We start from the raw sequence: 22,987 nt of genomic DNA, 5'->3' as shown, positions 1-22,987 counted from the left end.
TTAGTTCTCCTCTCCTTCCTCCGGCTGACGCCGTTCTTCTTCGGTTAGCTGTAAGAACAGCTCTATCAAGCTATCCTCCGGTTCTGCTCCACCTGTCTGACGCTGATAGAATTTACGGAACAATTCTTGCACCGGCATTCGTGAACGGGCAGTTTGTTCGAGCTCCATCTCCATTTGCGGGTAGATGGGACGAATATGAATGATCCCCTCGCGTGATTTGCGCAGGCGCTGAATATCATTCATCGACATGGCTTCACTAAGCCGAATCTCCAAATCTATAAAAGCAGAAGCATCTCTACCTTCATCCAGCCAGTTATATACCTCCTGCAATCCACCAGTGGAGCTCCATCTTACAAGCGGACGCCCACAGCGAAGATAAATTTCTTCAAAGGTTGGCTCACCACCCGGCGCAACATCAATAAGCGTCACCGATTTAGCCTGTCCTGCTTCAGAAAAACTGTATGCCAGCGGAGATCCGCTGTAACGGATCATTCCTTCCCCTTTGACACGTTGTGCGCGATGAAGATGACCTAGTGCAGTATATTGCGCTCCACAAGCCAAAGCAGAAGGATCAACGGTATACGCTCCGCCCACTTGAATTGGACGTTCCGAATCACTTTCCACACCACCAAGCACATAAATATGACTCATCGCCAAATTTACAGTCTGCGGCGTGAATTCCCGTCCCAACAGCTGCATGAGCTTGCCAACCCGTGCACTATAAGCCAGTCGAAGCTCCTCTTCTCCGCTATCTCCTGCAAGCAGTTCACCGAGACGCGCCTCGGAGGGATAAGGAAGAGCTGCGATTTTGGCGATCTCACCCGTGCGTGCAGCATGAACAGTCACTGGCTCTGAGGTAGGAAGCCCCACTAATGTAATCCCCTGCCTTAATACAAGCGGTGAAACTGAAGATACGCGCTCCGGTTGATCATGGTTTCCGGCAATCACAACAAGGGGCCTGCCCCCTGCAGTCAGCCTTGCGGCAGCCTCATAGAATAGTTGTTCTGAAGCCGCTGGTGGATTAACGGAATCGTACACATCTCCCGCCATCATTATCAAATCCACTTTATGAAAATCGGCGATCTCCACCAATTCATCTATGAACTGCTCTTGCTCCTTCTGCCGGCTTCTTCCTTCCAGCGTTCGGCCGAGGTGCCAATCTCCCGTATGCAATATCCGCATCTTCGTCCTCTTTCCCCGCTCCTACGCGGTAATGAATAGATTTATAATTTCACAGCATGTCCGCCGTCAAAAAAGTACAGCCAAATCTCGCTGATCGGTTCTCCCAAAATATCATGTAATGCCTTGCTGTATAACTCTAGCTGAAAACGATATTTTTCCTTAAGCGCTTCTAACCCACCCTGATGTTCTAAAACAGAGTCCGTCTTATAGTCTAACAGAATAATCCGGTCCTCTTCGCGGAACAGGCAGTCAATGACCCCTTGGATCAGCACTCCTTCACTAAAGCCTTCATTATTATTTCCATGGCATAGCTCTGTGACGGCTTTATTCATATAATCGAGCCCTCCATAAGCCTCGCCTGCGGGAAGCATATAACTGAACGGCATTTCTCTAAGCTTCCAAGAAGAATCTATTAATCTACGACCAAGTTCATTCGTATAAAAAGTCTCTATCTGATCGGGGGATACCGCCTCCACCTGCTCAGCAGTTAGAATAGCTAATCTCTGCAAACGGGCTAATGTTTCTTCCACAACTTTAGGATCAACAGAACCCTCCAGCGGAATATGCTGCATAACCGTATGGTAGGCTGTCCCGCGCTCCGCTGGGGTTAGACTGCGCTTTTCCATAAATTTCGGACGCCGCAAATGCAGACTGTCTGCTCCTGCCACATCTGTACGTTTATTGTTTTCTGTTGAGGTGACAGGATAGCCACTTTCCTCTAAGAGATCATAAGAAGGCTGGTCCTGCATCGACAACAAAGATTTTAACTCTGTAACAGAGGTTTTGGCAGGAATACCAGAGGCAGCCGCAAACGGATAGGGCCATTCTAGTCTTCTAGCAATTTCATCGCTATTCACTGATCCATAGACACTTACAGATTCACCTTTTTGCAGCGCCTTGAGTACAGATTGACGTTCTTCTGCTTTGTCCTCTGAGTTATCCGAAGGAAGGAACGCCCCGGAATTCAGTTCGGAAGCATTCTGCACACTCATGCTCCAGTTTGAGACATCGCTGTGCAGCACTGTCGAGACGGTACCTTCAGAGCCGCCTAGCTTCCGAAGAATAGCCGCCGCCGGATGCCGGATCAATGCCGGTCCAACCCAGTCCAGATAGCTGCGACCCCGGGCTAGTAAATGATCAGCAAGCAGTAGCTCATCCCGATTCTGCACACTGCTCCAGCTAGCAATTTTCCGTGGTAAATCTCTTACGGTACCGACTAGAATCATCTTATCTCTCGGACGAGTTAAAGCTACATATAATACCCGCATTTCCTCAGCCAATAATTCAAGTCGTGTACGACGATTAATAGCCAAATAAGGAAGCGTAGGGTAGCTGACCCGTGTTTCCCGCTCCACAAAACGTGGCCCAAAGCCAAGCTCCTTGTGCATCAGGAAAGGAGAATGCAAATCCTGCCGATTAAACTGCTTCGCCATGCCCGCTATAAAAACAACAGGAAACTCTAAGCCTTTGGATTTATGGATAGTCATAATTCTGACCCCATTGCCCTCTTCGCCGCCACCACCAGCTACACCAAGATCTCCGCCATTCTCACGAAGCCGTGAAATGAACACCAGAAAACGGAACAACCCACGCGCCGCAGTATCATTCTCAAATTGAACAGCCCGATCATACAAAGCTTTAAGATTGTTCTGTCGCTGTGAGCCTCCAGGCAAGCCTCCAACCCATTCCAGATAGCCGCTCTCACCATAAATACGCCAGATCAGCTCACTGAGACTGCCTTGTCTAGCCGCATCTCTCCAGCTTTCAAGCCGTTCTAGAAAATTCTTAAGCTTATGCTTCAGCTTTAGGCTGATTTGCGGTAAAGCTCCACTTCCAGATTCCACCTCATTAATGATTTCATCATTATTATCTGAGGTAACTTTCTCTTCCGCTGCACTTGCTGTTTCTATCACATGAGCCGAGAAAAGATCGTATTCTTCCTCAGCTTCGTTTGCATCTTGCATGTTTGCTGCCATTTGTACAGCACGATAGAAAGAACCATGGCTGTACATCCGAACTTTAGCCAGTTCCTCTTCAGTTAAACCAACAACAGGTGAACGAAGCACACCAGCGAGTGGAATATCCTGCTGAGGATTATCGACTATTTTTAAGAGTGAGAGTGCAATTTCTACTTCTGTAGCTTCAAAATAGCCTTTATTCAGATCCCCGTAAGCAGGGATTCCCTCCATCCGAAGCTCTTCAATAATTAAAGGGGTCCATATTCTCGCCGAACGAAGCAAAATCACGATATCACCATAAATCACTGGGCGCATAATCTTAAGCCCTTTATCATAAATAAGCAGCGGAGATCCGCCATTCAGGCCAGTCATCTGTAAAATGCGGTGAGCAATCGCCCGTGCTTCCAGTTGCGCAGTCTCACTTTCAATAGCTTCGCTTTCCTGAAGTGGAGTCTCACTGTCCTCAGTCTCTTCTACTTTACCTGCTGCCGCTCCGCGATCGATCAATAATAGCTCTGGTGCAAAAAAAGTATCTGGCCCCTTCTCTGCTGCACCCGGGAAATTCGCTCCATACACAAGCTCAGCACGTTCGTCATAATTAATCTCCGCCACTGTCTCGTTCATAATCTGCCGAAAAATCATATTTACGGCATTTACAACCTCCATACGACTACGGAAATTACGGGCTAGATCGATAACCGAACCGCCGGACGATTCATTAGGCTTCTCAGATAACTCGCTTAACTCGGATTCGCCAACTGTATTGCTGCCACCTCCGGCATTCTTAGAGCCAAAGCTACGGTATTTATCCAGGAACAGCCCCGGCTCTGCCAGACGGAACCGATAAATACTTTGCTTCATATCTCCGACCATAAATCGGTTACCAGGTGTTTCGCGGGAGATAAGCCGCACAATCTCTTCTTGCACACTATTCGTATCCTGATATTCATCTAACAGAACCTCATCGAATTGAGCACGGTACTCCATCGCTGCATCAGAAGGCAGGGAATGGCCTGGTAGAGAATCAGGATGGCGCAAAATTTGCAGACAATAATGCTCCAAATCACTAAAGTCAACGAGACCCCGTCCTGCTTTTTCGATTCGATAACGTTCACCGAACGCTATCACCGTCTCAGCAAGCTCTGCCATAAGAGGAGCCGCCTCGTTCAGTTCTCTCAAAAAAACATCTGCAGGACGGCCAAACAATGCCTTCTGAAGATCTAAAATACTCTTCTTCACACTATCGCGCAGTTCTTTAACCATTTCCTGCAGTCCAGGATCTGTCGAATCCTTCTTACAAGCTTTCAATTTTCCAAAGTATACTTCCATGAAAATATCATATAATTCTGCCCATGGCCGTTCATTCACAGCCTCCTGCAATGCATTTACCATCTCAAGGTCAGTCGTCAAATTCTCGGCATAAGGCGCCGGACCACCCGGCTGTAGCGCGATCTCCCGGCCTTGGATAAGCTGACTGGCTGCACCCGCAAGGGTCAACTTCGCTTCTTCAAGAATACTTAGCACCCAAGGAGTTCGACCTAAGCTATCTGTGTCTGGTAATGAGAAATCAGCTGCGGTATCACGAAGCCACTGCTCTGGCCAAGGATGGCTGCGTGCATAATCATGCAGTCGCTGTATGAGCGCATGTACCGCATCATCGCTGCGTTCACCACTGAACCAGTCAGCAAGCTGTACAAATACGCTATCCGCGCCATCTTCACCTACTTCACCGTATTTTTCCTCCAGTAGCTCTTGAAGCAGCTCCTGCCGCATCATCTCTGCTTCATGTTCGTTCAGGATACGGAAACCAGGATCTATAGGAATAATCTGATAATAACGCCGGATCACTTCCAGACAGAAGGAGTGTAGTGTTGTAATCGAGGCTTTCCCGAGCAACGACAGCTGACGGCGTAAATGGTCATTCTCTCCATTCTCCTCAAGCTCCCGATCTAGTGCTTCCCTAATCCGCTGGCGCATCTCGGCAGCAGCAGCTTTGGTAAACGTAGCTACTAGCAATCTATCTACGCTAAAGCCATTCTCTTCCTTGCTGATTTTGCGAATAATCCGTTCTACAAGTACCGCTGTCTTACCGGAACCTGCCGCCGCGGCAACGAGGATATCATCACCGCTCTCAGCGATGGCGCGCCACTGGTCATCACTCCATATGCTTCCTTCCGGTTTCGCTTCTATTTCAGACTTCATACTCACGGTGTAGTTCCTCCTTTGCGGGACAGCAGATCCCAAATAACGTCCTTCCCTGGCTTACCCAGATTGTTGTACCCATTGCCTTCCACGGCATCATCGAACTGGCAGACGGGTCTAAAGGAACAGAATGTGCAGGCTGTCTCTTGCCCAATCCGGTATGGCTCAATCGCCACATCACCTTCCGTAATGCGTGTCCCGATATCCGAGATAGTTCCCCGAACGGATGATAATAAGTGTCCCCATTGCTCTGGTGTAGCTACAGAAGCACTACTATAAAAACTGCCATCAGCTTTTACTGCTACAGGCACGATAGAAGAATACCCTTTGTCTAAAGTCATATCCATCAGGGATACTACCTCGCGGTCTGCTGTAAGCAGTCCTTTCATCTTGAAGCGTTTCAGCAATTCTTGTTCTGCCTGTTCCTTGTTCATCCCGTTAGATGAGGTTAACAGTGGGTCATGTACGTGGAAATACAGTGTCCCTGCTGGAAGCGCCGGTTGCCCGAGCCATTGCTCCGAGTACGTAAGCAGCACATCCAGATAGGTCAGCATCTGTAGCGATAATCCATAGTACACCTCGTGCAGCTTGAGGTCTTTTTGACTCGATTTATAGTCAATCACCCGCAGAAGAATTCCATTCTCTCCTCGGGCCATGTCTACACGGTCAATCCGTCCAACAACCTCCATCACACAGCCATTCGGCAGCGTAATTCTTAAAGGAGGCAACTCCTTATCCGGTCCAAAATCCAGCTCCAGCCCTACCGGCTCAAAGCTGCCTCGGCGGGCATGCTCGCCCAGAATTACAGAAGCACGTCCAACAATATTTTTCAGCTTGCGTGAGATGTATCCGTAACGTTTAGAGCTCATCAGAATTTCACCCTGCAGCATCGGCGATAAACGTTCTACCGTCTCACTTGCCTCACGCCGACATTCCTCTGGAGACAAGCTTCCCCAGCCGCGGCCCTCTTCTTTCAGTCTTACCGCCATGTCACTTAACGCAGCATGGAACAGTTGTCCAATATCAGGTGCTTGCAGCTTATATAACTGGCGTTCCTTCAGTCTAAGTCCGTAAGATGCAAAATGGGAGAAGGAACAAGCAACAAACTTCTCCATCCGGGACACACTGCCTCGCAGTGTCGATCCACCGTACAATCTAAGGCTTGTTCCACGTTTTAGCTTCGTTCCCACGTTACGGTAGAACAATGAACTGAGCAGACGTTTCAATTCGAGACTACGAATATCATCAGCAGCGAACCAGTTATACACATCCCACCATAATTCAGGTATCTCCGTCCCCTGGCGCCACTGGCGTAGCTGCATAATCAATGCACGAAGACTCTGTTCTGGATGACCAATGTAACCGAGGTGAATGGAATCTCTGACTTCTTCTGGTAGTCCTGCAGGTGGAAGTGCTGCCAAGCTGTGCTCATGAACCCTTGGGAACATTCTATGCAAATGACGGATTACCTCAGAGGGAAGAAGCGCCTTGCCCTCATCATCAGCAGTGGCGTAGCTAATCCAGAGCTTTCGACTTCCTGTCGTTAGCGCATTATAGATCAAAAACCGCTCGTCCAGCAGCTTACGAGAAGCATCAGGAGCAAGCTCCATACCGGCGTTCTCAAGCACAGAGCGTTCGCCTTCCGAGAGAATTCCATCTTCCTTAAACTGCGCAGGCACAACACCTTCATTAAATCCAAGCAAAAAAGCGTATTTAACTCCCGTTGGTCGAGTCCGATCCATGTTACCAACCAGTACTTGATCGAGCGCGGGAGGAACAAGTCCCATCTTAAGCTCAGCAAGTCCTGTCTCTAGGACTCCGGTGAACACATCAAATTCAAGTCTCTCGTTGCCCATCATCTCGACGATCTGATCTAGCAGATCAAGCACTGCACCCCACAGCTGACTATGTTCTCTAGCCTTCTCGGGTTGCCCCTTCTCCATAGCACCGACACTAAGTTTCTCCAGCTTTCGGGCAACATCCGTCTCATCAAGCAGCTTGTACACTGCGGTACATAGTTCAAGGCCGCTTCTACTATTCTGTATCCGTTTCTCAAAAGCAAATAGAGGTCCCGTTATACTAGCACGGCATCGCTCCATTGTAGCAAGCAGTTCTTCATCCATCTGTCTGCCGCCTTCCAGCGACAAGCTAGGAATCCCTTTCCATGAACGGCCATCCGTCCAGCGATACCCTTGAATACCACAAGCCAGCACATAATTCTCTAAGGCGTCCATATCCTCACGCGTAATACTACCGTCCAGCGGTAGCAAAAGCTCTGTCTTTACACAGCGGAATACATCCTCGAAGCGCCAGCGTCGACGCACCACATCCAATGCGGAGCGTACAAACTCTACCAATGGATGGTGCAGCTCATTTACCTTCTGGTCCAGAAAAAAAGGTACTCCGTAATCTTGGAACAACGGTTTAATCAGTTGCTCGTAATCTCCAATATTACGCATCAATACGGCCATTTCACCATATTTTGCACCTTCATCTCGCGCCAGTCTGATCATTTCACGCAGTGCTCCCTCAACCTCTGCTCTATGAGAAACTGCTGCGCCTATAGATATCGCTTCATTTGCCAGTTCATCTGCACCCATCCAGACCTTTCGGCGGTCATATCCCCTTTCGAGATGAGCAAGAACAGGACTTTCTTCAAAACGCGGAAGAACCGCTGGCTCCAGAAGCTCGTCCCACACATCAATGCCCAGCTCTTCAGCTATTCCACGCAGTTTAATGTAAGTAACCGCAGTTGGGTGAAACAATTCAAGCTCATTCAACTGATCTCCATAGGGATACGAACGATCAAGTGTAAGGGACACGGTCAGCTTCGATGCTTGCTGCATCAATTCTCGAAGCACTACGAATTCCTGCGGGGTAAAGCCGTGGAACCCATCTACCCAAATCTCCGACCCGCGAATGTAAGAGGAATCAGGAATATGCTCAGCTAGTTCCGCTAAACGATCCTCTTCGTCGATATAGAGGCGTGACATTTCCTTCTCTAAATCGCTGAATACCAGCTGTAAATCATCCAGCTTGCCTTCAAGAATAGGACTTCTTGCAATAGCGCCTCGCATTGCGGATAACTGCTCCTCTAAATCAGAGGAAGCCAAGCAGCAACGCTTCATCTCCGTATGCAGTTGATTCAACCGTTCGACAAAACCCGGTCTGTCGGCAGAGGCACCGAATAATTTCAGTTCCTCTTTACGGCGACTGATGATTTTGTAAATCAACATCTTTTTACCTTCTTCACTGATCGGCAGACTAGCGCTGCCTCCAGTTTCCTGTTTCACTCGATAGGCAAGCCGAGAAAAGCTCAGTGTCTGCGCCCGAATGCTTCCCTTCACATTCCCTACGGTCAAAAGCCCCCGTTCTGCTCCAAAGGAACCTTGTTCCGGTACAAGAATAATGATCGGCGCGCCAAGAGGCTCCTTCTCTAATGAAGAAGAAATAGACTCCCATATTTTTGTTGTCTTGCCACTACCAGAGCGGCCTAGTAAAAAGGTTACCGACATAAATGATAGACTCCTTCCGTAGCGGAGAAAATGTATATGATACAAGGTGAAATACTCACCGTTTGATAATGTTCAAATGAAAAAGTTCAGTCGTTCCTCGTCCCCTCAGTATAACATAGCTGCACATATCAGAACATGCGTTTGCTAGTATTTTCTAATGATTTACAATAAAAAAGCTACGAAGTAAACAGCAACTATTGTATTTTGGTGACTTGCTGTTTAGTATTTCTAGTTTGTTAAGCAAGAAACGTGATTCCTTAATCAAAAAAAGCCGCTAAATTAGCGACTTTCAATCAAACATTTCTCTTTTCCTTCTTAATGAACAGTTGTATCTGATAATCCCACTGCAATATTCCAGTCACAATAATGTTATGAAGAACAAAATCTGGACACACATCGTATTCCGTCTTTGCCCTTTCAAGTAAATTTTGTAATACAGCATTCTTATTCTCTTCGGTACAAATTGCACACAGATAGTCCCCTTCTGGTAGCACAGTCAGCCCCTCTAAAGACGGATATTTCAAGCAAACAGCAAATAATCGTGTTATTCCTTCAGTCGTGAACATTCCTGCCATATCTTCAAACAGAAATTGTGAATGCAGAGACGTTTCAATTTGTTGATAGAAATGTCTGTGATAGTCCCATAAATTCTTAAGTGTGGGGCTTTCCATTTTATTCGAAAGCATAATTACCCTTTCCTCTATGTGTCTGACAAAGTAATTTTCACTTTGACTATAACCGTCGTGGAACTTATTTTCATAATGTAGATAGGCACGTTTAATTTTCGATTTTGCATAATGCAGACGAGCAATTTTATCGTCTGCTCTTTTTTCTGCTTGTTTTAGAAATGCAATTACTTTAGAGAGATCATTCTGCTGCAAAATATCTTTAATATCCATTAAAGTAAGATCCATTGCTTTGAGCAGTTCAATGGTTTGCAGCTTTACGAGCTCCTGCTCGGAATAGTATCGATATCCCGACAATTCATCTTTATGGCATGGCTTGACTAATCCAATACGATCATAGTGCCGTAAGGTCTCAGTGGTCATCTCTACGATCTCTGCTGCTTGCTTAATTGTAAAATAGTTGTTCATATCTACCCTCTTGACCTTTTTGTAACACAAAAGTTTATGATGATTAAAACATATGCGACTGATAAACGCAACGAAATACAAAATGAATTTATTACCAGAGAGGAAGGCAAATATGAAGAACTAAATCATGTATCAAAGGATTATCAAACATGTATTGCTGTCTATGCAGTCATATTGGTATGGTTGGCTGACAGATCCTACTTTAGTGACTATCATTTTGTGTATTTATTCCAATCCAACCCTTGCAACATATTTGGGTAGACTTTTTCAAGATCATTATGTTCAACTCTAATGCTTTGTTGCATATCGGAACTTGTCTGCATAGCAGCTTAAGATTGGCATTCGTAGGACTGGCTATATTTAAAAGAAAAATGATTTAACAAAGGAGCATTTTATAATGAAAAGTACTGCAAAAAAATTACTAACTACTATAGGCATATTGGTGACACTATTGATATCATTAGCAGGATGTTCCTCCGACTCCACTTCCATGGAGGAAAAAAATTACATCATACCTGCCCAAAAGATTGATACCTTAACAATTGATGTAAAGGACAAAAAAATAAATATCCTCCAATCTAAAGATGAACAAATTCATATTGTTTACTATGAAAGTGAGAAAGATTTTTACAAGATTGATCTATCTGAGGATAAAGAACTGACAATGGTAAGTGACAGTAATAAGGAATGGAACGACTATATCGGAGGAAAAGGCTCGCAAGTAACCAGAACTATTCAGGTATCGATACCTGATGCAACTTTAAAAAATTTAACTTTAAAAACATCAAATGAAAGTATTGTATTACCAACAATCGTGTTTTTAGGGACAGTGGAAGTAAACATAAATAACGGAAATATCCAACTGGACAAATTGAATGTAGGAACGGCTATAACCCTTGAAACAAAAAACGGAAATATTAGCGGTTCAATTTCAGGGTCATATGATGATTTCGCGATCTTAAGCAAGGTAAAGAAAGGAGATAGCAATTTGCCTGCCAATAAAGAGAATGGTTCGAAAAAATTATCTGCTTATACAAATAACGGCGATATTACCTTACAATTTTCTGAGTAGCCAGTAGTTAAATATTGGCTCGTATGAAATCAAATACAAGGGATAACCCCTGTTTCACTTTTGAAACTTCTGGTCCTACCTCTTCGACTATTCCACCGGCCTATGACCGATAAAATATCCCTCTTGTAATGGAAAATCACCTCGATAAAGTTGTTGATCCGACTCGTACATCGATTATCTTATGATGTACCCGAGGCCCAAAATTAAGCTTGATCGTAACTTCCATCAAAATAAAGTATAAGCCGTACTACAGCGGCTTATACTTTCTGGATTACATTCGGATTCAGGAGTCGCTATTCATGAATTTCGTGCTGTTTTGGCAACTTTTCGGACTAAGCGGACATACCTTGTTAATCCCGAATCTTACTCTTCTTAGAACATAGCAAAAAATCCGTAAAAAGAGGCCTCGATCGAAGACTCCTTTACGGATTAAAATCCATTACTTATATTTGAACAGCCAGCTTATTTCTTACTCCGCACTTCAAAAATCGCAAACTTCAGATAGTGTCCTTCGTTAACGCCTAGAATCTGCGGATGGTCTTTGCCTGCGGCACGCCATTCCACAAGTCTCAATACTTTACCTGCATCTTTAGCTGCGTCGGCAATTGTCTCAAGGAATAGATCCGGCTGCATGTGGTAAGAACAACTTGCAGTAACCAAATATCCGCCTTCGTTCACCAGCTTCATGCCGTGTAGATTGATATCCTTGTAACCACGGCAAGCACCTGCTACTGCACTTTTAGTTTTCGCAAACGCTGGAGGGTCTAGGATAACTACATCCCAAGTTTTACCTCCACCTGCTGTCATCGGTTTGGAAGTATCCGTTTTGGTTGTTTTGCCTCCGGATTTAGCATTTGTAGACGCTACTGTTGATTCCGTTCCGCTTGCAATCGTCGCCCGCTCCGAACGTTCCTCCAGACCTTTTACCTGATTGCGCAGGTAGGCAAAAGCATCATCCACTACAAATTCCACTCGATCACTAAAGCCATTCAGATCCACATTGACCTTGGCACTCTCTATGGCATGAGCGGAAACGTCAAGGCAGGTTACTTTTTTCGCACCATACTTGCAAGCATGCAGAGTGAAGCTGCCTGTGTGCGAGAAACATTCCAGCACAGTAGCACCATCCCAATAAGGGAAGGTTACGTGTTTACCACTCTTGTTTACCGGCAAAGTTTGTAACGAGCCATCTTCTGCTTCGATTTCTTGCAGCGTAATGCCACTTCGTCCACCCCAGCCCTTCATGAGTGGGGCAATGGATGCTCTATTCTCACGCTGATCAAAGAAGTAGCCTGTCTTTTGGCCCTCTTCGATATCTACTACCAGCTTAAGGCCATTCTCACTTACGGTAACATGACGCGGGCATTCCCCGTACAGCACACCCGTAGTCTGCTCCATCCCTTCCAGTTCGCGCACGCTAACATCACTGCGTTCATAAATACCACGCGGTGTCATAACCTGTACAAGTGCTTCAACAATCTCTGTACGGCGCTTGTCCATTCCAAGTGTAAGGAGCTGCACAACCAGAATATCCCCGAATCGATCCACAATAAGCCCTGGCAAAAAGTCCGCCTCTCCATAAACCAAACGGTAAGCATCTGCCCCAGGAAGGAAACGTTCTCTATGCTGTAGACAATTCGTAAACCGTTCTGCGAAAAAAGCGGTGTCCATTATAGCCAACGGTCCCTGTGATACAATTCTCACCCGAATCTGCGATGCTGGATTGTAATATCCTACAGCCAGAAACCGGCCTTGATGATTTAGGACATCTACTAATCCCCCTGCTTCTGGGTTTCCTTCAACTGATGCAACTTCACCTGCGTAGACCCATGGATGGCCCTGTTCCAGTCTTTTTTTACGATTGCGTTCTAAAATAACCGATGCCAATGACTTCAACTCCCTGTTTTTCTAAAAATGATTTTATACATGTCCTACTTGTTACTTTCATATATTGGTGTACAACCCTCGTCCAAAGGAGTATGCCCTATGTTCCGTGAACTGCTTTTCCCTATCATATATGGTCTTATTATCTTTTTGGCTGGCATGAAGCTTATGGAAACAGCCTTGTCCAAGCTCGCAGGCCCTCTGATGACTAGAAGCCTTAATAAGGCTACCTCTACACCAATCAAAGGAATGATTGCCAGTAGCTTGCTGTCGGCCCTGCTTCAGAGCAGCACGGCTGTAACCGTGCTAACGATCGGTATGGTGAATGCCGGCCTGCTCACCTATGCTCGTACACTAGGCATTATCTTAGGTAGCAACATCGGCACTACTTTGACCACAGAACTGATCGGACTCCAGATCAATTCCATGGCCTCCCCATTGCTGGCTGCCTCGCTGAGTCTGTGGGCAGCTGCGGTTATAGCAGGCGAGTTACCACATACGTCACGGGCGGTAGCACTGTGCCGGAAAATATCAGAGCCGCTGCAATTCATCAGCCTGGCTGTATCAGGATTCGCCCTAGTCTTATGGGGAATCGCAGTCATGCAATCCATCGGCGGAACTCTTCAAGAGAGTGGCCTATTCCTCTGGTTCCTGAATCATGCCGCCACAAGTGCCCTATGGGGACTCGCCGCAGGTGCCTGCTTAACTGCCCTGTTACATAGCAGCGCAGCAGTTATAGCCATGGCCATGGGTATTGCCGCCTCGGGTGCCATGCCGCCAGAGCTCGGCATAGCCATCGTGCTCGGTGCTAATGTCGGTACCTGCGTCACGGCAGTCATTGCTTCCATCGGCGGCTCATCTTCCGGCGTCTTCGTCGCTTGGTCGCATGTTGGGCTCAATGTAGGCGGTGCGCTACTGTTTCTACCTCTAATCGGTCCCCTACAAGCAACTGCTGCATGGATTGGCGGAGGAGCCGCCTCACAAATCGCCCATGCACAGACTATTTTTAATGTAGTATGCTCGCTAATCGCACTGCCATTATGTTACCTGCCTGTATGGTCAAGACTGGAGAAACGTCTTCAATCGTAACAATATACTGTAACGCCTGATCCCAAACTTTCCACAACTGTACTATTATACTTCAATCGAAAATATTATAAAACCGCGATCCATCGTAAAAAGTGATTACCGTCGAAGATATTGCGATCAGAGCGAATAAGATTAAAGCAATATAGTCATTTCTTGAGAACGGACGACTGCTGTACCAAGTCCGTTTTCTATTAGTTCCGAAGCCACGTAACTCCATAGCCGTACTAATATTCTCAATTCGCTCAATGCTAGTCAGAATCAAGGGCATTAGAATCGAAATGATATTTTTAAGCCGCTTAGGCAGCTTTTCTTTTCGAGAGATGTCTATTCCCCGTGCCTGAGCAGAGAACGATATATTCTCATAATCTCTTTGGATATCCGGAATGTACCGCAGCGCAAGCGATACAGAATATGCAATTTTATAATTCACACCAATCCGGTTTAAAGACGCTGCGAACTCACTAGGATTTGTCGTTAGAAGGAACAACAGTGCCATGGGAATGACTACTGCATACTTAAGGGCAATATTTAATTGATAGAATAGCTGCTCATATGTAACGGTATACCGACCTACAAGATGAACAATATCATGACGTGAACCGTAAACCTTTACACCTTCCAAAGGAGAAAAAATAAAGATAGCTATATGATTAAGCACAAAGAAGATCAGGATAAAATATAGTACGAAAGCATAATCCTGAAATTGAACTTTAGAGACTCTAAAAGCAATCAAACTAAATAATAGCATCACTATTAAACATCTTGTATCATATGTAATCATCCCTGTCACAGACCACACTATAAATAAAATCAGCTTAGTAGCGCCTGTAAGACGGTGAATAGGTGAATCTTGCTTCGTAAAAGTTAACATTGTGGCCTTCATCCGCCCCGGCTCCTCCTGTCGTATGCAATAAATCTTCTTACGAACTCTTCTGGCTGATCCAATTGGACCCTCATAGCCAATGTAAATAGTGAGGTCTCTTTCAAATTAGCATTCCTCACTACTTCTATATTGGTTAATACTCGCTCAGGGCTATCGTCAGCAAGCTTAACACCATCAGACAACACTACAGCTCTATCGGCATACTCCAGCATAAGATGCATATCATGCGTAATCATAATGACCGTCATTCCCTGTTCCCGAAGCGTCAAAAGAAATTCCATCATTTCGTTGTAGTGCCTATAATCCTGTGCTGCAGTCGGCTCATCTAATATGATCACTTCCGGCTCCAGGATCATAATAGAAGCAATAGTCACACGTTTCTTCTGTCCGTAGCTGAGCGCAGAGATGGGCCAGCTACGAAAAGCGTATAGACCGCATATTTTCAAAACATGATGCACTCGCTCACGAATAATCTCCTCGGACACCCCTCGTAATTTAAGGCCTAGCGCAACCTCATCATATAAAAGCGTCTTAGAAATCATATGATTAGGATTCTGCATCACGAAACCGATCCGCTCTGCCCGCTCCTTAATCGTATCCTTGGCAATATCCCTTCCGTTCATCAATATCGAACCGGAAGTGGGCTTATAAAAGCCACAGATAAGCTTAGATACCGTGGATTTCCCGGCACCATTTCTCCCAGCTATACAGACCATTTCTCCTTTATGAATAAGAAGGTTAAGTTTATGAAGTACTGGTCTGCTCTTCTCATAACCGAATGAAACATCATGTAACTCAAGGATAGGTAGACTCTCACGTTTATCCTGCTGCGAATTATTATTATCATACCAGTACTCAAGCTTGCTGGAGCAAGAGTCCAGCCGAATTTCATCTATATGCTGTGGATTCATATCTGATGCAATCGTACATCCTGCATACTTTAAAGCCGTTAAATAGAGAGGTTCCCGAATGCCTACTTCTGAAAGTAAGCGAGTGCTTAATAGCTCAGCGGCTGGCATATCCGCCGCAATGCGTCCGTCATGGATCACAATAATGCGGTCCACCGCACGGTGAAGTACTTCCTCGAGTCTGTGCTCGATAATAATAACCGTTTTACCGGTCTCTTTTTGCACTCGGTCAATAAGCTCAATCGCTTTTGTGCCGGTATATGGATCTAAGTTTGCCAAAGGCTCATCAAACAACAGGATGTCCACATTACCAACCAGAACACCAGCTAAGGTTGTTTTCTGCTTCTGACCACCTGACAATTCCTGAGGTGACGCTCCCAAATATTCGTGGATATCCACGGCTGTTGCCGCAGCCACTACCTTTTCTATCATTTCGGCCTGTTGAACCGCGTGATTCTCCAGACTGAAGGCGATATCCTCACCAACCGTTAATCCAACAAATTGTCCATCCGGGTCTTGTAGTACAGTCCCGACCTGATCCGACAATGCCGCAATACTAAGTTCTTTCTGCTCCAGACCCATAATTCGCAATGACCCAGACATTTCACCTTTATAGGCAAAAGGGATGAGTCCGTTTATACAATGAGCCAGTGTACTTTTTCCAGAACCAGAGGGTCCCACAATAAGTACCTTCTCCCCTTCGGCAATCGTTAAGTTGATATCTGTGAGTGTAGGCTCCTGCTGTGCTCGATATTGAAAACTAAAATCCTTAAATTCAATCACTGCTTTTTTCATCCTTGACCTTCCTCTTAGCTTCGTTTGAAGAATTTCACTTCCATTATATGTTTTACAGCCATAAAAAAGCCGGTGATCTCCACCGGCTTTTGGTTTGGATTATATGCTACTCAGGCTTCTCTGGTCAAGCTGCCTTGCTTCGTTCTTGTCTTTGCATATGCAATTGCGAGTAGTGAGCCAATCACTGCTACAGTGACTATATTGGATGCTCCGGCGATAAGTCCTTGTGTGAATACTTTATTCGCTGGTTCTGCATAGATTAGAATATCCAGTACAGGAGCTACTAAGAACCAGGCGATTGCGTTTGCTACAATCTGTGCCAGATTAAAACGAATCAGTTCCTTTCGTCCGAACTCCCCGTCATGAATCCCAATTCTAGCCACAAGCAGACCAACAACGAGCCCAACAATTCCAGAAGCGATCACCCAACTGAACCAAGGGGAACCATAAAAAATCGCATCTTTCAGTGTATGTCCGATCAGGCCAATGAGTAATCCGGCAAACGGACCGTACAACAGTGCGAACAATGCCAGTAAAGCGTATGTAGTCTCAATGTTAGTGTTTGGAATTCCGGATGGAATCGAACCGAACCTGCCCAAAATAACGAATAAAGCAGAACCGATACCAATCGCAACAATCGTCTTAATCGATAACACCCTTTGTTTTGCCATATTTTCATCTCCCCCAACGCTTCTCTTTTATTTTATGTAATTATACATCGGAATAGTCGGAATTAATATAGATTAAAATAAAAAAATCTGCAAAGCAACATTAATGTTGGCTTTGCAGACCCAGACCACTTATAGAGTTATTATATGATTTACTTTATCTATTTCACAGTAACGGTTACCGTCACTGTCTTGGTGCCAATCTTTCCTTTAATGGATGCCGTTCCTTTGCTCACAGCTACAATCTGGCCGCTAGCAGATACTCTAGCTACAGAAGGCTTAGAGCTAGTCCACGCCGCACTTCCAGTAACAATAGCGGTCTTCCCCGTATCATACTGCGCAATCACAACTGCATTCTGAACAGCTCCCGGAGCCATCTTCAGTCTATTCTCGTTGACAGTCAACTTCATTAGCTTAGGAACTACATTAATTTTGACACTAGCAGCGAGCCCTTGGTAAGAACCTGATAACGTCGCAGTTCCTTCTGTTATGGCTTTAACAGATGTACTTTTAACCGTGGCAACTGCTTCATTCGAGGACTCCCAATTCATGCTGCTGGAGATATTCCCCGTCTTACCATTAGAGTAGTAAGCCGTTACCTTTATGGATTTAGAACCTTTAATATTCAATTCAATCGCATTCGGTTCTACAACAATTTTAGTAACCTTTTGTTCAATAGTAACCGGGATACTAATAGTCTTATTAGCGTAGGTTCCCTTTAAAGTGGCAGAACCCTTCACCAGTCCTTTGATTACCTTGCCTGAAGAGGTTGTCTTGATAATTGCATTCGTACCGGTAATCTCCCATTCCATAGTACTTGTAGCATCGAGTTCATTCCCATTTTCCATCACAGCTTTGACTTCAGGAACAGCCTTCTCTTCACCAGTAACAATCACAACGTTTTCCTCTGGTCCGAGCAAAATATGAACCTTATCTTTAACTGTAACACTCACTACAACACTTTTTTCCCGGATAGCCGCTTTGGAGGAGGTAGGATTCTCTGATTTTATTTTGCCGACAATATTAACAGTACCAGCCTTTTCAGCAACGAGCTTGCCATCCTTGATGGTGGCGATCTCATCGTTGGCAGAAGTCCACTCGATTTCTTGACTGAGATCCAGCTTCGTTCCATCTAGCTTGGTTCCGTTGACCTTTGGCAAACTAACGGAATCCTCTGTGTACATGTCCAGTTCCTTTTTATCAGCTTCCAACTCAGTAATCGTAGGGTATACCGTCAACTTAAAGCTTTTACTAATCCCTCTGTACTCTGCTTTAATAACCGATGTTCCCACTGCTTTTGCGGTGATCGCTGCAGCATCAGTACCCGCAGTAACCGTCGCCGCGAGTTGGTTGTCCGAACTCCATACTGCACTACTGGATACATTCGGAGTGGAATTCGCAGCATCTCTAACTTCTGCTTTAACGTTCAAGCTCTCACCCATAAACAAGAATTGATCGCCTGATGGAGTAAGCAATAACGCCTCGTAAGGAGCACGTACATATACATCCACAGTTTGTGTAATCCCCAGATAAGATACTGTAATTACAGCTTTTCCTGCGGACAGTACTTTGATCTCTCCCTTGTCTACAGTAGCGACACTTGTATTAGAAGAAGACCATTCCGCTTTCTCTGAAATATCATTTGCGGTCGTCTTTGTAGTCTCTTTGGTAAACGCAGCTACTTTCACCGGATTATCGCCAACGAGCATTTCAATTTCCTTAATTACGATGCCCTTATCATTTTTAAGCTCAATTTCAGAATAAGGCAATTTGACTACAGCTTTAAAGGTTGCCGTTAGATCCTTGTATTTGGCAGTAATGGTTGAGGTACCTTCACCCGCCAGTGTGATTTTACCTTCTGCAATCGTCAATACGCTTGTATTGGAGCTGCTCCAAGTGGTATCAGCCGTTACATCCTTGGCAGAAGTCGCTGTTTCGCCACCAATCGCATTGGCTTTGACCAACAGTTTATCCTCTTCGTCACCCAATTTATAGTTCCCTTCGGAGCTATATTCGAGCTTCAATTCTTTGATCGGATGTGAGACCTCTACTTCTATAGTAGCGAGTGCATGATTATAAGTAGCTGTAATAATAGCCTTTCCGCTATCTATCGGAGTCAATAAGCCATTTACTACTTTTACAGCGTTAGTGTTAGAAGAATTCCATACCACTGCACCAGTCACATCTCTTTTGGAGGAGGACCCTTCCACATTCGCATATACCTTCAGTTGCTTTGGCGTTTGTCCAACCGTAAGCTGCACTTTGGCTGAGCTTTCAAACTCAATCGAGTTGATATCGCCGGCAGCTGCAAAGACACTTACCGGAAAAACCGCAGTAGCTAACAATATCATGATGAGGAGCATTTTCGTCATTTTCCTGTACACAGTCATTTGTTCTCTCCCTTAGGTTATAATGTCGTTTGGTGGTTTATCCCCACACTCTTTTACTTATATCGACAATTGTACACCAAGTGTTTACCCTATAACTCCATAAAGCCAAATTCAGGACTTTCAGACTAGATAATCAGGTGAAAGGTTGATCAATATATTAGGAAGTAATATGCTAGCTACTACATTCTTTTTTTGAACCAAGGGGGCTACGATGAGTATAGAGAACTTTCAACTAGAGACAATCCCTACTCCAAAAGAGGAGGATAGCTTTCTTAAAGGGGTAAAAGATTGCATTCCTACACTACTCGGTTATTTGAGCATTGGACTTGCAGCAGGTGTTGTTCAAAAGACCGCCGGGCTGAGCATTGCTGAGATTGCCTTGATCAGTCTGATGCTTTATGCCGGTTCAGCACAGTTTATAGCTGCTGGAATGATAGCTGTAAGCAGCCCGCCTGTTGCTATTATCGTTACGATATTTATCGTGAATCTTCGTCATATTTTGCTTAGTGCAGCTCTTTCACCTTATTTCCGGCATCTTACCCCACTGAGAAACATGCTGGTTGGAACCCTGCTGACAGATGAGACCTTTGGAGTTGCTATTAATCAAACAGTGAATAAGCAACAAATCAGTGAAAAATGGATGCATGGCCTTAATCTCACTGCCTATTTAAATTGGTTTATTGCGAATATAGCGGGAGCTTTTTTGGCACAGTGGATTTCTGATCCAGATCAATTCGGTCTACAGTTTGCTTTACCTGCCATGTTCATTGGCATCCTTGTTATTTCCATGATTGATCGTAATAAAATAAAACTTGATTTAGTTGTCTCAATCCTAGCAGTAATCATCGCTGTAGCTAGCTCCTTCGTATTCTCCGGTAGTGTGGGTGTCATTATTGCAACGGTCATTGCGTCAACAGTAGGGATGGTGCTTGAAAAATGGAAGTGAGATGGGATGTATTTTTGATTATTCTAGGGGCGGCTTTGGTAACCTTCATTCCAAGGGTGGTTCCATTAATGATTCTAAGCCGATTCGAATTGCCTGAATGGGGAATGCGCTGGTTAAATTATGTTCCTATCTCTGTTATGGCGGCACTAATAGGTCAGGAGATCCTCTTAAATGATGGAAAATTCTCGCCTATTGCTAATAACGTTGAGCTTTTTGCGGCAATCCCTACTTTTTGGATCGCTATTAAGACCCGGAGTTTGCTAGGAACTGTACTGGTTGGGATTGTTTCGATCATGATCCTGCGGATGTTTTTTTGATCATGCAGGGGACCCCAAAAGCAATGAGTTACCGTGGCTGCTGCTCCCCTCCGTCTCTTATCTGACCACTTCTTGGCGCTACTCGTAAGAATTCGTTATCAGGAATAGCTGCATTATTTCTGCGTAACAATCAAGATTCATCATGCCAGTTTCGTCCATAAAAGAGTTAAAAAGATGACTTAGTACAAGTCATTTATAGTGATTGTAAGCGAGAGCTTCTCTTTCAGGCGCTCCGCACCACCTTCTCAGCGATATCGGGGGATTTATACCCCTCTTTTTCACGTTTCACACCTTTCGGACGATATCTGGGGGATTTATACCCCTCTTTCTCACGTTTCACACCTTCCAGACGATATCTGGGGGATTTATACCCCTCTTTCTCACGTTTCACACCTTTCGAGCGATATCTGGGGGATTTATACCCCTCTTTTTCATCTTTCGCGCCTTCCGGGCGATACGGGCGCAGTTTTGGGCTTCTTTACAAAATCACTGCTAATATATGTACCACTTTTCCAAGAATATTGTCCCTGGAGTCCGAAAGTATGCTCAAATGGCTAATAAGTATGCTGGTATCTCCATAGAAAACCGCAAGATTAGGAGAGAGCAATGCCTCTCCCATGTAGCAGCTATTCCTCTGCTATGCGGTTGCATTTCTCAGCTAACGCCAAACACACAAAGGAGCAATTCTTCATTAACGGAGAATTGCTCCTTTGCTGTCTTTTAACTAACGTCTATTCCTTAACGAACAGCCAGCTTAAGACCGCTCTGACTAACCCCGACCAATTCGCCTCGGCATTCGTTCACACCAGCTTCGGTGATCTTCACCTCACAAAGTTCTCCTTGAAGTGAATCCTCTCCATCAAAGAAGACCTGCAAATAGTTGTCGCTGAATCCATGCTGGATATTGCGGCCCGGAGCTCCTTTAGCGGATCTTTCCGGAATCACACTTAGCGTCTGTCCTACAAACTTACGGGCATATGCTAATTGCATTTCTTCGGATAGATCAATCAGCTCCTGCACGCGTACATTTTTGATCTCCTCATCGATCTGATTCTCCATCCGCGCTGCAGGAGTACCTGTCCGCTTGGAATACGGGAATACATGCATCTCCGAGTAATTTACAGCCTTCATGAAATCGTAACCGGCACGGAACATCTCATCAGTCTCACCCGGGAATCCAACGATAACGTCAGTGGTAATCCCGACATCTGGCATTGCCTGGCGGATCAATTGCATTTTGGCGTAATACTCTTCTGTCGTATATTTACGGCGCATCACTTTCAGCACATCATTATGACCGGCTTGTAACGGAATATGCAGATGACGGCACATTTTGGAGGAACGGTTCAGCACCTCAAGCAGCTTCTCATCAATCTGACTAGCTTCGATAGAACTGATACGCACCCGTTCCAGACCATCTACCTTATCTAGATCCCACAGTAAATCGGAAAGACGGTAATTATCAAGATCATCACCGTAACCTCCGGTATGAATACCCGTTAGTACAAACTCCTTATACCCTGCTTCTACCAATTGATGCGCTTGAGCTACGATGCTTTTTGGATCACGGCTGCGAGAAAGTCCACGCGACCATGGAATGATGCAGAAGGTGCAGAAGTTGTTACAACCATCCTGAATCTTCATAAAAGCACGCGTCCGATCCGCAAAGCCCGGCACATCCATCTCTTCGAACTCACGTGTCTTCATAATATTACGCACAGCATTGACCGGCTGACGTGAGGCTTCAATATTCTTCACATGTGTCATGATCTGATCGCGGTCCTGGTTACCGATGACAAGGTCAACTCCAGGAATATCTAGAATCTCCCCAGGAGAGGTTTGTGCGTAGCAGCCTGTTACGGCTACGATGGCCTCTGGATTACGGCGCACGGCACGTCGGATCATTTGACGGCTTTTTTTGTCACCTGTGTTAGTTACTGTACAAGTATTAATCAGATATACATCGGCGGGACCCTCGAAATCAACCTGCTCGTAACCTTCATTTTTAAATAGCTGCCAAATGGCTTCGGTATCATAGAAATTCACTTTACAACCTAAAGTATAAAACGCTACGGATGGCATCT

Annotated in this window: 14 protein-coding genes; 4 read left to right on the top strand and 10 right to left on the bottom strand. The window is 45.2% G+C overall.

Features of this window, described 5'->3' with window-relative positions; genetic code table 11:
* The 4 genes from MKX60_RS10875 to MKX60_RS10860 all read right to left on the bottom strand — a co-directional run bounded on the left by MKX60_RS10875 (nucleotide 1) and on the right by MKX60_RS10860 (nucleotide 9,951).
* Nucleotides 1–1,182, bottom strand: a complete 1,182-nt coding sequence (locus MKX60_RS10875) for an exonuclease SbcCD subunit D (protein ID WP_076299667.1) — start codon at nucleotides 1,180–1,182, stop codon at nucleotides 1–3.
* 41 nt (nucleotides 1,183–1,223) lie between these two features.
* Nucleotides 1,224–5,342 carry a helicase-exonuclease AddAB subunit AddA gene (addA, locus tag MKX60_RS10870; RefSeq protein ID WP_341060294.1) on the bottom strand — a complete coding sequence of 1,373 codons (4,119 nt, stop codon included), beginning with the start codon at nucleotides 5,340–5,342 and terminating at the stop codon, nucleotides 1,224–1,226.
* 2 nt (nucleotides 5,343–5,344) lie between these two features.
* Entirely contained in the window at nucleotides 5,345–8,857 is a 3,513-nt protein-coding gene (gene addB, locus MKX60_RS10865) for a helicase-exonuclease AddAB subunit AddB (RefSeq protein WP_076299668.1), read from the bottom strand.
* 293 nt (nucleotides 8,858–9,150) lie between these two features.
* Nucleotides 9,151–9,951, bottom strand: a complete 801-nt coding sequence (locus MKX60_RS10860) for a MerR family transcriptional regulator (protein WP_341059767.1) — start codon at nucleotides 9,949–9,951, stop codon at nucleotides 9,151–9,153.
* Nucleotides 9,952–10,348: 397 nt separating this feature from the next.
* On the opposite strand from MKX60_RS10860, the gene MKX60_RS10855 reads away from it, so the two are divergent.
* Nucleotides 10,349–11,023, top strand: coding sequence for a DUF4097 family beta strand repeat-containing protein (locus MKX60_RS10855; RefSeq protein WP_341059765.1), 675 nt, complete (start codon nucleotides 10,349–10,351; stop codon nucleotides 11,021–11,023).
* Nucleotides 11,024–11,485: 462 nt separating this feature from the next.
* On the opposite strand, the gene MKX60_RS10850 is transcribed toward MKX60_RS10855, so the two are convergent.
* Entirely contained in the window at nucleotides 11,486–12,910 is a 1,425-nt protein-coding gene (locus MKX60_RS10850) for a class I SAM-dependent rRNA methyltransferase (RefSeq protein WP_341059764.1), read from the bottom strand.
* Between the two features lie 99 nt (nucleotides 12,911–13,009).
* Between MKX60_RS10850 and MKX60_RS10845 the strand changes: the two genes are divergently transcribed.
* Entirely contained in the window at nucleotides 13,010–13,996 is a 987-nt protein-coding gene (locus MKX60_RS10845; protein ID WP_341059763.1) for a Na/Pi cotransporter family protein, read from the top strand.
* 52 nt (nucleotides 13,997–14,048) lie between these two features.
* Here MKX60_RS10845 and MKX60_RS10840 read toward each other — a convergent pair whose 3' ends face one another.
* The 4 genes from MKX60_RS10840 to MKX60_RS10825 all read right to left on the bottom strand — a co-directional run bounded on the left by MKX60_RS10840 (nucleotide 14,049) and on the right by MKX60_RS10825 (nucleotide 19,640).
* Nucleotides 14,049–14,879, bottom strand: coding sequence for an energy-coupling factor transporter transmembrane component T family protein (locus tag MKX60_RS10840; protein ID WP_042190968.1), 831 nt, complete (start codon nucleotides 14,877–14,879; stop codon nucleotides 14,049–14,051).
* Nucleotides 14,876–16,582 carry an ABC transporter ATP-binding protein gene (locus MKX60_RS10835; protein WP_341059761.1) on the bottom strand — a complete coding sequence of 569 codons (1,707 nt, stop codon included), beginning with the start codon at nucleotides 16,580–16,582 and terminating at the stop codon, nucleotides 14,876–14,878. The genes MKX60_RS10840 and MKX60_RS10835 overlap by 4 nt, the downstream gene beginning before the upstream one ends.
* Nucleotides 16,583–16,692: 110 nt before the next feature.
* Nucleotides 16,693–17,253, bottom strand: coding sequence for an ECF-type riboflavin transporter substrate-binding protein (locus MKX60_RS10830; protein WP_341059760.1), 561 nt, complete (start codon nucleotides 17,251–17,253; stop codon nucleotides 16,693–16,695).
* A 158-nt stretch (nucleotides 17,254–17,411) separates the two neighbouring features.
* Entirely contained in the window at nucleotides 17,412–19,640 is a 2,229-nt protein-coding gene (locus tag MKX60_RS10825; RefSeq protein ID WP_341059759.1) for a hypothetical protein, read from the bottom strand.
* A gap of 211 nt (nucleotides 19,641–19,851) precedes the next feature.
* On the opposite strand from MKX60_RS10825, the gene MKX60_RS10820 reads away from it, so the two are divergent.
* Nucleotides 19,852–20,586: an AzlC family ABC transporter permease gene (locus MKX60_RS10820; RefSeq protein ID WP_341059758.1), complete on the top strand. Its 735-nt coding sequence runs from the start codon at nucleotides 19,852–19,854 to the stop codon at nucleotides 20,584–20,586.
* The gene (locus MKX60_RS10815) at nucleotides 20,577–20,903 is read left to right on the top strand and encodes an AzlD domain-containing protein (RefSeq protein WP_341059756.1); all 327 of its coding nucleotides are present in this window, start codon (nucleotides 20,577–20,579) and stop codon (nucleotides 20,901–20,903) included. The genes MKX60_RS10820 and MKX60_RS10815 overlap by 10 nt, the downstream gene beginning before the upstream one ends.
* A gap of 738 nt (nucleotides 20,904–21,641) precedes the next feature.
* On the opposite strand, the gene mtaB is transcribed toward MKX60_RS10815, so the two are convergent.
* On the bottom strand, nucleotides 21,642–22,985 hold the full coding sequence (gene mtaB, locus MKX60_RS10810; protein ID WP_076284798.1) for a tRNA (N(6)-L-threonylcarbamoyladenosine(37)-C(2))-methylthiotransferase MtaB: 1,344 nt from the start codon (nucleotides 22,983–22,985) through the stop codon (nucleotides 21,642–21,644).
* Nucleotides 22,986–22,987 lie beyond the last annotated feature (2 nt).

This window comes from Paenibacillus sp. FSL R5-0914, from assembly GCF_038004525.1.
GTDB lineage: Bacteria > Bacillota > Bacilli > Paenibacillales > Paenibacillaceae > Paenibacillus_AQ.
This window is presented reverse-complemented; position numbering and strand designations above follow the sequence as displayed.

What these genes read in the sequence shown, in the direction of transcription:
- MKX60_RS10875 (WP_076299667.1), bottom strand. Translation starts at nt 1,182, where the DNA reads ATGCGGATATTGCATACGGGAGATTGGCACCTCGGCCGAACGCTGGAA.
- addA (WP_341060294.1), bottom strand. Translation starts at nt 5,342, where the DNA reads ATGAAGTCTGAAATAGAAGCGAAACCGGAAGGAAGCATATGGAGTGAT.
- addB (WP_076299668.1), bottom strand. Translation starts at nt 8,857, where the DNA reads ATGTCGGTAACCTTTTTACTAGGCCGCTCTGGTAGTGGCAAGACAACA.
- MKX60_RS10860 (WP_341059767.1), bottom strand. Translation starts at nt 9,951, where the DNA reads ATGAACAACTATTTTACAATTAAGCAAGCAGCAGAGATCGTAGAGATG.
- MKX60_RS10855 (WP_341059765.1), top strand. Translation starts at nt 10,349, where the DNA reads ATGAAAAGTACTGCAAAAAAATTACTAACTACTATAGGCATATTGGTG.
- MKX60_RS10845 (WP_341059763.1), top strand. Translation starts at nt 13,010, where the DNA reads ATGTTCCGTGAACTGCTTTTCCCTATCATATATGGTCTTATTATCTTT.
- MKX60_RS10840 (WP_042190968.1), bottom strand. Translation starts at nt 14,879, where the DNA reads ATGAAGGCCACAATGTTAACTTTTACGAAGCAAGATTCACCTATTCAC.
- MKX60_RS10835 (WP_341059761.1), bottom strand. Translation starts at nt 16,582, where the DNA reads ATGAAAAAAGCAGTGATTGAATTTAAGGATTTTAGTTTTCAATATCGA.
- MKX60_RS10830 (WP_341059760.1), bottom strand. Translation starts at nt 17,253, where the DNA reads ATGGCAAAACAAAGGGTGTTATCGATTAAGACGATTGTTGCGATTGGT.
- MKX60_RS10825 (WP_341059759.1), bottom strand. Translation starts at nt 19,640, where the DNA reads ATGACTGTGTACAGGAAAATGACGAAAATGCTCCTCATCATGATATTG.
- MKX60_RS10820 (WP_341059758.1), top strand. Translation starts at nt 19,852, where the DNA reads ATGAGTATAGAGAACTTTCAACTAGAGACAATCCCTACTCCAAAAGAG.
- MKX60_RS10815 (WP_341059756.1), top strand. Translation starts at nt 20,577, where the DNA reads ATGGAAGTGAGATGGGATGTATTTTTGATTATTCTAGGGGCGGCTTTG.
- mtaB (WP_076284798.1), bottom strand. Translation starts at nt 22,985, where the DNA reads ATGCCATCCGTAGCGTTTTATACTTTAGGTTGTAAAGTGAATTTCTAT.